The following is a 12,594-nucleotide window of genomic DNA, read 5'->3' as shown; positions in this document are numbered from 1 at the left end:
AGTTGGGATGGAGAAAAAGGTAATAAAGGAAATTGGCAATCTGGCAAAGGGCCATCTTTTTTATAACACATACAATGCCGATCAATACATAAACAATTTAATTTCGTTCATTGAAGGCGGCCTTAGACAGGAACATTTTTGCCTAATTATTGAAAACGATAGACTGTGGCTCAAGATTAAAAAGAGATTAACCGAGCTTTTTTCTGCAAAACAGCTTGAGCGCGTCATCCACATGAACAATTTTGATTTTTATTTTTCAACAGGAGAGTTCCATGTAGAAGCAATTGTTAACTATTTTTCAAAAACGCTTTCACCCTTTCTTAGCAATAACCTGGGAATCAGGACCTGGGCGCATGTGGAGTGGGGAAATGGGATGGACATGACGGGGAAAATTAAGGAATTTGAACAAAAAGCCGAAGAAGCTGTTACGTCAATGAATATACTCGCAGTCTGTGCGTATGATGAGGTCAGGCTTAATGAAACAATGAGGAAAGCACTGCTACAAACTCATACCTTTTATCTTTCGGATAAACATGATTAAAAGTGGCTCACCTATGCCCAGTTACCAGGTTTTTATGGAGCAGGCAAAGGTGAGCCATTCATTAATAAATGTACATAAAGGAAAAATCAGCCGCCAAAGAACAAATCAATAATATTGGATGCATTGCTGCTCCGTTTGTTGTAAAACTCTGAATACCCACATCTTTTACAAAAAACGACCGTAAAAGTGTTGTGCTGGATGTCGAACATCTTTGACAGACCTGTCCCCGTCATTGCTACATCTTTTGTCCCTGCTTCATTGCCTCCACATTTTATGCAGCCTTTCATCTCCATACAGACCACTCCTTATCGGATCATTCATTCAAATAAACGATTTTTTTATAAAAAAGTTACAATGATTCGGCTATATTTATGAAATCGCTTTCAAAAAGGTATTTTAAAAGAAAAGTCGAATTAAAATTATGGGAGAAACTTCACATAGACTAGTATTTTTAGGAGGATGAACGAATGATTAAAAAAGTAACAGTGATTGGTTCAGGTGTTATGGGGCATGGAATTGCCCAGGTATACGCCCTGGCAGGATACCCGGTCAGAATGTACGATTTAAAAGATGAATTTTTACAAAAGGCTATGGAGCTTGTAAGATCTAATCTGTCTTTGCTCGTTCAGGAAGATGTCATTACTGAACAACAGAAAGCAGCCGCAATAGAGCTGATAGTTCCGACAACTGATTTGGAGGAAGCCGTTCAGGATGCCGATTTCATAACCGAAGCGATCCCGGAGCTACTTGAATTAAAATGGGAGCTGTTCAGCAACCTTGAGAAATTTGCAAAGCCAGAAGCCATCATTGCATCGAACACCTCAACCTTCCCAATTTCCCGGCTTATCGAAAAAGCAACTACACCTGAACGGATGCTGATTACCCACTTCTTCAATCCAGCCCAGCTCGTGCCGCTGGTGGAAATCGTAAAGCACGACAATGTCGCACAAGAAACCGTGCAAGTTACAAAGGATCTAATGTCCGAAATCGGCAAAACGCCGGTTGTGTTAAATAAGGATGTCCCTGGGTTCATTGCCAACCGGCTGCAGGCGGCCATTGTTCGTGAGGCATTTTATTTGTTAAAAGAAGGTGTCGCCGATGCCCGTGACATTGATAGAGCGATAACCGATGGCCCGGGCTTCCGCTGGTCGTTTATCGGCCCTATAGAAACGGCGGATTTTGGAGGACTTGATGTGTGGAAGCGAGTTGTCGAAAACCTCGCTCCGGAACTTGATGAAAGCAAAGGAGCACCGGAAGTCATTGAAGAGCTCTTTGCCCAGGGCAAACTCGGCACCAAAACAGGTGAGGGAATCTATAAGTACGACAATGTCTCGGTCCAGGATAAAATACGCGAACGCGATGAGAACTTTATTCGCTTGGCAAAGATTAAGAATAAATTGTAAGAGAAATTCCCAAAACCATTAATAGATAGCTTGTCTTAAAGCCAACCATGATAAACCGGACATTGGATATTATAGTGTTCCGTTTTCGAGTAGAGAAACTAAATCGAAAAACCCATCGCAGTCCAATTCATATTGAATGGGCTGCTTTTTTTTGTTGATAAAGAAGGTTTAATAAAAATTAACGAAGAGAAATGCAATTTGTAACCGTATGACATTGTGACAGAAATTGTTGTCAGCGAGCTTAATCTCAAGTTTTGGTGTAAATCTAAAATCGCAGAAGATTCATTGGGTATTTATGTTAAAATTTAAAGAAAGTTTATTTAATAAATTTCGTAGGATAATTCAGTAAAAGGCCATAGGTAAATTGAAAATATTATTAAACCAAAAGCCGTAAATAAAAACGAGGGGGATTTTTATCATATTCAACCTAATGGTACCGTTTCTATTATTAGTTATTCTTATAGGGTTTGGCTTTTTATTGTATAAAGTTTTTTTGAAAAATAAGTAGTGATGTTGTTCCATGGGATTAATGTCTTTAAGGTAACGAAGCAGTACTTCTTTCATATGAAAAAGATATTTTAGTTTGGCATTCCGCTTAACATTTGAATTATTTAACTAGTGAAATTTTTTAACTATTAATTCGGAAAACATGGTACAATTTGGATAAAAAATCTTAATGAGGGAAAACCAATATGGAGTTTATTTTTTTTGCTTTTTATGGGCTTGTCGGTATTGTCTTTATTTTTTACATCCTCCAATTTTTTATAATTAATGCCATTGATAATTCCAAAGAAATTAAGAACTTAAGGACAGAACTAACGGAAATTAGGAAACAACTGAAGGAATTAAATACTTCAAAACATTAGCGGCTATTTGCAGCTTTTTGTTTAACTAATGGTGTAGTCAGTTCAACACACTCTTTATAAAAGTGACTGTTCTATAAAGAATAGTTGGAGAGGAAGATATAAATGTTTCCAGTATTAGAAACAGAAAGACTAAACTTAAGAGAAATTAGAGAAGACGACGCACAAAGCATTTTTTCTTGTTTTTCTAACGATAAAGTAACACGTTTTTATGGACAGGAAACGTTAAATGATATAGCGCAAGCAAAGCATTTTATTGATTTCTTTTCTAAAAACTACAAAGAAAAAAGAGGTATACGCTGGGGGATTGAAAGAAAAGGGACAAACGAATTAATTGGAACCATTGGTTTTAACGCCTGGTCACCTAAACACAAACGTGCAGAAATAGGCTATGAAATCCATCCTGATTTTTGGAGCCAAGGCTATACTTCAGAGGCTGTTTCTAAGGTACTCTCTTATGGCTTTGAGGTTATGGAGCTAACCCGGATAGGTGCAGTAGTATTTTTGGAGAATGAAGCATCGAATAAATTATTAACTAAACTAGGCTTTAAAGAAGAAGGAATTTTAAGGGATTATATGTATCAAAACGGTAAAGCGTACGACACTTATGTTTACTCACTGTTAAAGTATAAATAGATATTTTTATTAAAAAAATAGGCGGTGATCGATGAAGGCTAACGCGTTTTTTGTAGGAGTCTTTATTCAACATCTGGTACACATTTCTGTATAAGAAAATGGTAAAGGGGGAGATTTAATGAACCTGAAAGCATTTTTACTTACTTTTGTTATTGTTTATGTATTAATCAGTCTTCCTTCGATTTTAGGTATAGGCCATGTTATTGATTGGGTTCCAGAAGCATCATTATGGCAAAAGTTTAATGGATATGTGATTAACGGACTTCTTACTAATTTTGTTGTAAAAACTGTTATAGCGCTTATTACGGGACTTGTAATTAGTTTCCCTATTTTTAGAAGGCAACAGTCTAAGTGAGTTCATAGTTTTTAATAAATAGACTAACGGGTGAAAGAGTTGAAGTAGGGAGCTGTCATTATTTTGGCGGCTTTTCTTTTCTTAATGTATTGGTTGAAAAAAATGTTATTTAGAAGGATTATCTGCAGTCAAACACTGAAAGAATTTGAACCTGTTTTTTGCAGAAATCCATGTGCGTTGATCCAGGGAGGATTAGCTGGAAAGGGGCTTGCCTTCAAAAAATTTAGGTTTTAAAAAGGCTTGGCGACATATGCCCAAGCCCTGTTTGCTAATTTACATATCAATTTAAAGCAAAACAAAACAAAAGACACTGTATCCGTGGTTTGTACTTCAAAATTAAGTCAGTTTCGTTAAGCAGTGTCAGGCTTTCCTTCAGACGCTGCCTAAGTACCTTGCAAAGTGTTTTTAATCCTGCTGGTGGTGACCAGTCAGGGAAGAGGTTGCTCCCATATGGCCTTTTTCTTTTTTGAACTTGGATAAATCTCCTGCATTTTCAATATCCCCTGAAGCCTCAAAGCCAGCAACAGGAACATTTGAAGTTGTTCCATAGAGCCCCATGCCGCCTAATTCAACATTCACTTCTTCCCGAATAGTATCTTTTTTGTCCATCTAATCACCTCCCAAGTTATTATTTTATAGTTTTAAGCTCTCCCTGATGGAATTCTACAGCAAACTCAGATTGACAGTCCCTGCACCCGTAATGGTAAATGTACTTATTCGGGTCGCTTTTCCCGCCAGTAACAAGGAACCGTTCGTCGCTGTTGAGCTTAGCTGCCTGAAATTTGTCTTTTTCGAAGAACAAGTAGGGCAGTTAGACATCAAGAGACCTCCTTTTATTACTAGTCTTTGCAAGCAGTAGGAATAAAATGTGAAAAAGAAGCGGACAACAAAAAGAAAAGAGACCCGCCTTTGCGAGTCCTTCTTCATAAAACACTAAGTAATTTTCTTGTAGTACCTCTCGCCAGTTTCAGTGTTGAAGTACACCTTAGTCTTTTCACCTGACACCGGATCAACATTGATTTCATCCGTTGCGATAAATCCAGGGGGAACCTTGCTGCCCTGATTGTTTTTGTAGCGCTTATCATAAATAAAATACCCAAGCAGGATCAGGACAATTGCTCCCAATGCCTGTAAAACATAAAAGCCAATGATGATTTCCATTTACAGCTTCTCCACAACCGCAGCCGTTCCATACGCGACAATCTCACTCATATTCTGGCCAATTTCTCCTGAATCAAAGCGCATCATGATAATCGCATTTGCACCCATTGCTGTTGCATTGCGGATCATTCTGTCCATCGCTTCTTTTCTGGAATCCTCAAGCATGGACGTGTATTGCTTAATTTCCCCGCCTACAAGGCCCTTTAGGCCAGCCATAATATCGCCTCCCAAGCCTCTGCTTCGGACAATCAGACCGAAGACAGGTCCTTTTACTTCCTTAACCTGATAACCTTCAATTTTTTCCGTCGTCACTACCAACATTTTTATCACCTCAGTATAACTATTCGTTTTTCTACAATGAAATTCCTTTACCTTACAGGAAATTTAGAAAAAGTTACTAGAATATCGAAATTGAGTTAAACGATGAATGACAAATCACAGCTTGCAGGAAGCCAAAATGTCATTCAAAAAGGCGATGAATGACACTTCACACCCTCTGAGAGATGGAAATGTCATTCATAAAGGTGATGAATAACATTTCGTACCCGCCAGGAAGCCAAAGTGTCATTCATAAAATTAGTCAGCTGATGGGCAGCCCATGAATAATAACAAGAGAGGCTCGAGGAAACCATCCCCGAGCCTCCAAACTATTTTACTGTAATTTTCTTGTCCTGGTGATCGTGAATATCGCCTTTTTCAATGTGAATTCTAACTTGATAGGAGCCAGCTTCGCCGAATGTGTGACTGGATTAATATGTTCCGGCGGCTGTTGCACTCTCTGCATCTTTGAAATAATGCTTCTCGGCACCGTCCTTCCATACTTCGAAACGGACGGCGGCATCGGTTAAAGGCTTACCATCATTCACAAGTGAAACCTTCAATGTAGATTCTTTTCCAGCTAGAAGGGTGCCAGTGGAAAACTCCATCTGAACCCCGTGACCATGGTGGCCATGTTCAGAGGACGCATCTCCTGAATCTTTTGCGGCAGAATCCCCAACCACGTCGATAACAACCTTAGGCATCGTGTGCATATCACGAGCGGTAACATGACTGACAACCTCATATTTTCCGGCTTCTGTAAAAGTCTTTTTAATTGAATAAATGCCATCACCTTGAATATCGGCGTCAATCATTTCACTTGTTGACTGACCTTGCCTGGTAATCTCGAACTTCACTTCATTTGCATCGTCGACATTTTCTTTGCCCTGGGTGACGTGCACCTTCAGTTCAGCTTCTTTGTTCTGTTCAAGTTTTTCAGGAACCATAAACATAACTTCTACCATTTTTGGAGGTTCTTTTTTAGCCCCGTTCGAAGCATCATTTTTTTCCTGAGTATTGCCGCAGCCTGACAAAACAAGTGCCAAAAGGCCAATCATAATGACCATCAGCTTTTTCATTAAACTTCCTCCTTCAATCTTAAAAAGAGAGCCTGTTAAGTATCTCGCAACTCCATAGTACACCAACCCTAAATAAAGTCCAGAACATATTATTTATGTAATATCAATTTTTTAAACAGGAGTATAGTGAATAATACAGAATAGTAACGGTATACCAATTTAGGAGGTTAGATGGATGGCTTTTATAGCAAACAGTCTTTTTGTGAATTTGCCGGTGAAGGATTTAGACAGGTCGATTGAATTTTTTTCAAAGCTTGGCTTCGAATTTGATTCCCGTTTTACCGATGAAAACGCGACATGCATGATCATCGGAGAAAACATCTATGCGATGCTGCTCGTTGAACCATTTTTCCAAAGCTTTATCAAAAAGGAATTAGCAGATTCCGCAAGGACAACTGAAGTCATCCTTGCCATTACAGCTGGCAGCAGGAGCGGAGTGGATGAGCTTGTGACTAGGGTCGTTGATGCAGGTGGCAAACTGTCCAAAGAGCCACAGGATCACGGTTTCATGTATAGCCAGAGTTTCGAGGATTTAGACGGACACCTTTGGGAGGTTTTCCATATGGAAGATCCTGACCAAGAGCCAAAAGGATAACAGAGGTGAAATTTATTTCTGAAAACAGATATTATCTAATAAGCGGGTCCTCCGGCAATTGGAGGACCCTTTAATTTGTGTGGACTAACATTCGTTTGACCGCTATATTTTCTATTGGACCGATAAAAATTTTACTAGACCGATAAACGTTCCAGAATGACCGATAAATTGTAAAAATGTTCGATATAGCGAATCCTCAGGGGTGCTATTAGCGAGACAGCGGTTGCCAACACCATTTCTATTATATCAGCGGGTATTCCTTTTCGATCCGAACATTCGTATAATACGGTGGCCGGGGTCCTATTACCGGCTGCTCAATTCTCGTATGATCATTCGCATAAACAGTCTGCTGCTTTTCGTCGCATTCATCCATCACCAAAAACCTAATCTCTGGTCTTAGCATCACATATCCCTCCAAATACAATCGTCCCTTTAGGATATACTCTTTTTTGAAAAAAAGTGCCCGGCCTCTCGCCTAAGGTTTGGCACATCATTCCTACGCCCACATACACTATCCCGAATGGGCTTACACCTAAATGGAATCTGCTTTATAGGAGGATGGCCATGGCCGACAAGAGACAAAACGAAACAACTGAAAATCAATACCCGATGCATCCGCATTATGGGAAGGTCACCCAATATGAAGATGTTCCGCTGACAGTTCCGGAACAGCGGCAGGGACGGCAGCCTGGTGTTGAAGGGCTTATGGTGCCGATGCCAATCATTGAGAACCCGAACTACAAAGGAACAGGGAAGCTTGCCGGAAAGGTTGCACTTATTACTGGCGGGGATAGCGGAATGGGAGCGGCAGTTGCAATTGCTTTTGCGAAAGAAGGAGCGGATGTTGCAATTTCCTACCTCGATGAACACGAGGATGCAAACCGGACTAGGGATCGCATCGAGCAGATTGGCCAAAAATGTTTGCTGCTGCCCGGCGACTTGCGTGATAAGCAGCAATGCAAAAAGATTGTGCATGATACCATTCAGGAGTTTGGCAGGCTGGACGTCCTTTGCAACCATGTTGGCATCCAGTTCCAACAGCTGAGTTTGCTTGATATCACAGATGAACAATTTGATGATACGTTCAAGGTTAATATATATTCGCATTTTTATGTTACCAGGGCGGCTTTGCCTCACTTGAGACCAGGCAGCTCTATAATTAATACTGCTTCAGTTGTGGCCTTTTACGGAAATGAGCAGCTGATTGATTATACCGCCACCAAGGCTGCAAACGTTGGCTTTACCCGCGCGCTCGCCAACAACTTAGTCAAGCAGGGAATCAGGGTGAACGCAGTCGCACCGGGCAAGTTCTGGACGCCATTGATTCCTTCCAGTTTCTCCGCTGATCAGGTCGTCCTCGCTGGCAATCCGATGCAGAGACAGGGCCAGCCGTTCGAAATCGCACCGACTTTCGTTTATCTTGCCTCCGATGATTCCAGATTCGTCACTGGTCAAACGCTCCATGTGAATGGAGGGCAGGTTACCGGTTCTTAAAATTTGAAGGCGGCAAGCCTCCCTGATATTGTTGAAAACAGGGGGGATGAGCTTGGATAATTTTGAGGAATATGCGGAACCAGTTTTATATGACAAAGAAAATGAACACTATCAGGAAGATGTTGCTTTTTTACGTAGATGGGCTAACGGGGTATCCGGTCCAATCATCGACCTAGCCTGTGGAACTGGCCGGGCAACGATTCCGCTAGCCATTGAGGGCCATGAGCTTATTGGGGTTGACATTCATAAGGGCATGCTTGAAGAGGCCAAACGTAAATCGGCACAGTTTCCTATTACAGTTAGATGGGTGGAACAGGACTGTACTGATTTGAAACTTAATGTAAGCAGCAAAATGATTTTTTGCGTGGGCAATTCGTTTCAACATTTCTTGACCAACGAAGAGCAGGATGGTTTGCTTCATTCGGTGAACAGGCATCTGGTGGATGGCGGTATGTTCATTTTCGGCACCCGCTTTCCTAATTCAGAGGAACTGCTGCAGCCCAGTACAAAGGAATATTGGAAAACGTACGAAGATAAAGAAGGGAATTCTCAGGTAGATGTCTATACCATCAGTTCTTACAATTCGCTTAATCAAATCCAACACTATACAACAATTCGAGAGTTCCTGAATCATGAGAGGGAAATCATGAAGGAAACTAGATCAAACATTAAACTCCGATATGTGTATCCAAAGGAAATGGAGCGCCTATTAAAAACACATGGATTTGAAATCATCAATGTCTTTGGCGGCTGGGACGAATCACCGGTAACCAATCTCAGCAGCCAAATGATTTATGTTTGCAGAAAAGGCGTTCCTTTTTGACTTGCGACTTTTCGAGCTTCTTCCTTCTTCATAAGACAAAAATGAAGGAGGGCTAGCAATCTTTTTCATGGTTGTTCCCGTCTTCATAAGTCGAATGAAGGAAGGGTAACCCCGTTTTTACGTGCTGTTCCCGTCTTCATAAGCCGAATGAAGGAGGGATAGGCCCGTTTTTACGTGCTTTTCCTGCCTTCATAAGCCAAATGAAGGAGGGCTACCCCATTTTTTTAGTTGTTCTCGCATTCATAATTCATATCAAGCTAGGATATAGCAAGGAGCCTGGAAACCCTACCGAAACCTAACTTCATGACTGCAGAAAACTATATAAAGGACTTGGTTTAAATGCAGATCTATAAATGCGGGGATTAAAAATGGATACTAACTCATAAAAAGGTGGCAGAAAATTGAATGCGAGTGTAAAAGACTTTCATTGTTGCGCTACATGCCAGCATTTTAGAACTCTTAAGACATCGAATGGAATGGACTATCTTTGCAGCAGATTAGGGTATGAAACGAAACCTTCCTATAAGTTCAACTGCTGGAATCCAAAGGAACAGGTGGTAAAGCTAATTCAAAAGCAAAAGCGTGGCCAGTAGAAGAGGTTGAGAAAAAGGTGCAAGTTTATAGAATAATGAGTATGTTTTTTAATAACAACAATTTAATGTAGGTAATAAAGGAACACAGCTACAACCAGGTTTGGAAGTCCGAGTAAGGCAAAATGGACCATGATTTCATGCCGTTCACGCCGAGTATCCTCCGTTTCAGTGGCAAAATTAGCCCGCATCCTGTCTCCGCTTACAAGATTACCAGAAAAAATTGCGGATAGTATGATGAATGCCACACCTGCAATACCAGGCAATTGATAAGCATGGGCAGCATCCCACATGAAATACGAAACAATAGCCGAAATAACTGATATCATAATTCCGATTGTAAGGAATTTCAATGTCTTTCACACTCCTAAACTGAATTTTTCTTGCTGGTTGTCTCACTATTAAAACCAGTTAATTGACTCAAAGATATCCCATTTTTTTCAAAAAGTATATTAGTTTTTCTGAAATTGTGGTTTGATTAAATTACAGTAAGGGAGGAGTTCGAATGGAAAAGATCCAGCGTTATTATGATGAAGAATATGATGAGTGGGAACGGCTAGCCAGGCACAGGATTGAATTTGATATTACAAAACGGTACCTGAACGATTACATAACTGGAGAAAATCTCAATATTTTAGACATAGGCGGCGGTCCTGGCCGATATTCGATTTTCCTGGCCGAAAAAGGGCACAGAGTGACATTGCTCGACCTTTCAAAGCGCAATCTTGAAACCGCCAAAATCAAAACGGCAGAAAGCGGGGTCTTCCTTGAAGGTTTCATTCAGGGAAATGCTCTCGACCTAAGCAGCATCCACCAGAAATTCGATGTGGTTCTTCTTATGGGACCACTATATCATTTACTGAAAAAATCTGAACAGGAAAAAGCCGTTGAGGAAGCCCTTAAAGTTCTGAAACCTGGTGGCATACTTATTGCGGCTTTCATATCGAGTTATGCCCCAATTATTGATTCACTTAAAAATTTATTCCCAATCGACACGCCCGATTCTCTTTTAAACTATTTGGATTATGGTACCCATAATGGTGAACTTGGCTTCACAACCGCCTATTTTACTGATCCCCACGAAGCGAGGACTTTCATGAACGGATTCTCACTTGAGGAACTGGTGTTTGCCGGAGTAGAGAATATTCTTGCTAGCAAAGAGAAGGATATCATTCAAATGAGTCAAGAAGAATATGATAAATGGCTTAAAATATGCTATAAGCTCAGCCAGGATCCCAATCTAATCGGGGCCAGCGAACACTTTTTATATATTGGAAGGAAAAAATAATATGACAGGTTGGACAAACAGGCACGAAGAAAGGGATGAGGGGCTTTCTCATCACCGTGAAGAATTGCTAAAACAGGCGCTAGAAGATTTAACGAACGATAAAGATGTTTTGGCAATCTACCTAAATGGCTCCCTCGCGAAAGGAAACGCTGATCGGTACTCGGATATTGATTTGCATATTATCGTTGCTCCTGGGCGGAAGGGTGAATTCATTAAAGCGAAAGCAAGCAGGACGGAAAGATGGGGAGATGTTTTGTTTTATGAGGATTGGGATCCCTCGTCCCCAGTCATCGTGACCCATTACACCTCATTTGTAAAGGTGGATAGCTGGTATCACGAACCCTCTGAAATCGTGCCTTCTATCTGGCTCAAGGGGCTTAAGGTACTATTTGACCCTGATGATCTGATTAGCCCTATTATCAGGAAATCAACTGAATTAAACTATACTCCAACTAGCAAAGAAGTTTTGTTTTGGCGGACCAAAGTACTTGCATTTGCCCATGAAACATACCGGGCAGTTATGCGGGAAGAACTATATTATGCTCTGGCAAACCTCGACCGGATTTCGTTGGCTGATTGCTTCTGGCTGGTATATGGAAAAAAATCTGCATCTGGATAGTCCGTATGGGGTTTGGTCAAAGATTGAAGGAAAGAGAAGCAGATTGAATGAATTGCAGCTAAAATCGCTTTCCAACTGGGAATGCAGCCGTAATAACATGGAAATTCTCGCAACGCTATCTTCAATTTTTCCTGAATATCTCCGTTTAAATCGAACTTTAAGCAACAAAGTTGGCTTGCCTTCTGATGAGGAAAGCCTAATTCCTATTTTGGATATGGTCTCTCTATGAAATGAGGTAAATTATGATGGAAACTTCAATTAGTACGCTTTTTGAACAGCTTGAATCAAGCGATAGGAATCTCCAATACGAAGCCCTGTTAAATCTTTTGGCTATAACAGAAGAGAAGGTGGAATGGGCCTATGAAATCTGGGATGATTTGAAGTCAGATTTGACAAACAAGGACAACCACAAACGGGCCAGAGCCGCACAGTTTCTATCCAATCTGGCCATTAGTGACCCAGAAAAAAAGATTCTTGCAGATTTCCCGGCAATTTGGCAAGTGACCAAAGATCCAAAGACTGTGACCGCTCGGCATAGCCTCCAGGCAATTTGGAGAATTGGCCTTGCCGGTGAGGAACAGCTCGAACTCGTTATACGGCATCTCGAGGATCGCTATCAAAATTGCGGATCCGAAAAAAATCACACACTAGTCAGATACGACATCATTGAAGATTTCCAAAAGCTCTATAAAGCTACCGGAAAAGAAGATTTAAAAACGACCGCTCTCAGCCTTATAGAACTTGAGGAAGTTCCGAAATATAAGAAGAAATACGCAGCAGTTTGGCGGAATAAATAGGAGATTATTTTAAATGGGTGCAGTACAGGATT

The 12,594-nt window shown here is 40.7% G+C and carries 17 protein-coding genes; 10 read left to right on the top strand and 7 right to left on the bottom strand.

The window, feature by feature from the left end; genetic code table 11:
- Nucleotides 1-7 precede the first annotated feature (7 nt).
- Complete coding sequence (locus AM500_RS13910) at nucleotides 8-541, top strand: MEDS domain-containing protein (protein WP_053599757.1); 534 nt, start codon at nucleotides 8-10, stop codon at nucleotides 539-541.
- A gap of 86 nt (nucleotides 542-627) precedes the next feature.
- Here the strand turns inward: AM500_RS13910 and AM500_RS13905 are convergent, their stop codons facing one another.
- Nucleotides 628-834, bottom strand: coding sequence for a zinc ribbon domain-containing protein (locus AM500_RS13905; RefSeq protein ID WP_043932772.1), 207 nt, complete (start codon nucleotides 832-834; stop codon nucleotides 628-630).
- Between the two features lie 174 nt (nucleotides 835-1,008).
- On the opposite strand from AM500_RS13905, the gene AM500_RS13900 reads away from it, so the two are divergent.
- The 3 genes from AM500_RS13900 (at nucleotide 1,009) to AM500_RS13890 (ending at nucleotide 3,798) form a co-directional block, all read left to right on the top strand.
- Nucleotides 1,009-1,944: a 3-hydroxyacyl-CoA dehydrogenase family protein gene (locus AM500_RS13900; protein ID WP_053599756.1), complete on the top strand. Its 936-nt coding sequence runs from the start codon at nucleotides 1,009-1,011 to the stop codon at nucleotides 1,942-1,944.
- A gap of 968 nt (nucleotides 1,945-2,912) precedes the next feature.
- The gene (locus AM500_RS13895; RefSeq protein WP_053599755.1) at nucleotides 2,913-3,443 is read left to right on the top strand and encodes a GNAT family N-acetyltransferase; all 531 of its coding nucleotides are present in this window, start codon (nucleotides 2,913-2,915) and stop codon (nucleotides 3,441-3,443) included.
- 118 nt (nucleotides 3,444-3,561) lie between these two features.
- On the top strand, nucleotides 3,562-3,798 hold the full coding sequence (locus AM500_RS13890) for a hypothetical protein (protein WP_053599754.1): 237 nt from the start codon (nucleotides 3,562-3,564) through the stop codon (nucleotides 3,796-3,798).
- Between the two features lie 405 nt (nucleotides 3,799-4,203).
- Here the strand turns inward: AM500_RS13890 and AM500_RS13885 are convergent, their stop codons facing one another.
- The 4 genes from AM500_RS13885 to AM500_RS13870 form a co-directional block, all read right to left on the bottom strand.
- A complete protein-coding gene (locus tag AM500_RS13885; RefSeq protein WP_053599753.1) occupies nucleotides 4,204-4,407 on the bottom strand; it encodes a hypothetical protein in 204 nt (67 codons plus the stop codon).
- A gap of 324 nt (nucleotides 4,408-4,731) precedes the next feature.
- Nucleotides 4,732-4,959, bottom strand: a complete 228-nt coding sequence (locus AM500_RS13880; protein ID WP_053599752.1) for a hypothetical protein — start codon at nucleotides 4,957-4,959, stop codon at nucleotides 4,732-4,734.
- A complete protein-coding gene (locus AM500_RS13875; protein ID WP_043933198.1) occupies nucleotides 4,960-5,280 on the bottom strand; it encodes a YbjQ family protein in 321 nt (106 codons plus the stop codon).
- 428 nt (nucleotides 5,281-5,708) lie between these two features.
- Nucleotides 5,709-6,356 (bottom strand): FixH family protein, encoded by a 648-nt coding sequence (locus AM500_RS13870; protein ID WP_053599751.1) that lies wholly within the window; start codon nucleotides 6,354-6,356, stop codon nucleotides 5,709-5,711.
- 175 nt (nucleotides 6,357-6,531) lie between these two features.
- Between AM500_RS13870 and AM500_RS13865 the strand changes: the two genes are divergently transcribed.
- Nucleotides 6,532-6,951: a VOC family protein gene (locus tag AM500_RS13865; RefSeq protein WP_053599750.1), complete on the top strand. Its 420-nt coding sequence runs from the start codon at nucleotides 6,532-6,534 to the stop codon at nucleotides 6,949-6,951.
- A 241-nt stretch (nucleotides 6,952-7,192) separates the two neighbouring features.
- Here AM500_RS13865 and AM500_RS25880 read toward each other — a convergent pair whose 3' ends face one another.
- Nucleotides 7,193-7,354, bottom strand: a complete 162-nt coding sequence (locus AM500_RS25880; RefSeq protein WP_197282598.1) for a hypothetical protein — start codon at nucleotides 7,352-7,354, stop codon at nucleotides 7,193-7,195.
- A gap of 161 nt (nucleotides 7,355-7,515) precedes the next feature.
- On the opposite strand from AM500_RS25880, the gene AM500_RS13860 reads away from it, so the two are divergent.
- Nucleotides 7,516-8,445 (top strand): SDR family oxidoreductase, encoded by a 930-nt coding sequence (locus AM500_RS13860; RefSeq protein WP_053599749.1) that lies wholly within the window; start codon nucleotides 7,516-7,518, stop codon nucleotides 8,443-8,445.
- A gap of 46 nt (nucleotides 8,446-8,491) precedes the next feature.
- Nucleotides 8,492-9,268 (top strand): class I SAM-dependent methyltransferase, encoded by a 777-nt coding sequence (locus tag AM500_RS13855; RefSeq protein WP_053599748.1) that lies wholly within the window; start codon nucleotides 8,492-8,494, stop codon nucleotides 9,266-9,268.
- 655 nt (nucleotides 9,269-9,923) lie between these two features.
- On the opposite strand, the gene AM500_RS13850 is transcribed toward AM500_RS13855, so the two are convergent.
- A complete protein-coding gene (locus tag AM500_RS13850; protein WP_053599747.1) occupies nucleotides 9,924-10,211 on the bottom strand; it encodes a DUF5316 domain-containing protein in 288 nt (95 codons plus the stop codon).
- 152 nt (nucleotides 10,212-10,363) lie between these two features.
- Between AM500_RS13850 and AM500_RS13845 the strand changes: the two genes are divergently transcribed.
- The 3 genes from AM500_RS13845 (at nucleotide 10,364) to AM500_RS13835 (ending at nucleotide 12,562) form a co-directional block, all read left to right on the top strand.
- Nucleotides 10,364-11,146, top strand: a complete 783-nt coding sequence (locus AM500_RS13845) for a class I SAM-dependent methyltransferase (RefSeq protein ID WP_053599746.1) — start codon at nucleotides 10,364-10,366, stop codon at nucleotides 11,144-11,146.
- A gap of 1 nt (nucleotide 11,147) precedes the next feature.
- Nucleotides 11,148-11,765 (top strand): aminoglycoside 6-adenylyltransferase, encoded by a 618-nt coding sequence (locus tag AM500_RS13840; protein WP_231688002.1) that lies wholly within the window; start codon nucleotides 11,148-11,150, stop codon nucleotides 11,763-11,765.
- 245 nt (nucleotides 11,766-12,010) lie between these two features.
- Nucleotides 12,011-12,562 (top strand): hypothetical protein, encoded by a 552-nt coding sequence (locus AM500_RS13835; RefSeq protein ID WP_053601728.1) that lies wholly within the window; start codon nucleotides 12,011-12,013, stop codon nucleotides 12,560-12,562.
- The last annotated feature ends 32 nt before the right edge of the window (nucleotides 12,563-12,594 follow it).

This window comes from Bacillus sp. FJAT-18017, assembly GCF_001278805.1.
Classification (GTDB): domain Bacteria; phylum Bacillota; class Bacilli; order Bacillales; family Cytobacillaceae; genus Bacillus_D.
Note: the sequence above shows the minus strand (reverse complement) of the source record. Positions and strands in the feature narration are given on the sequence as shown.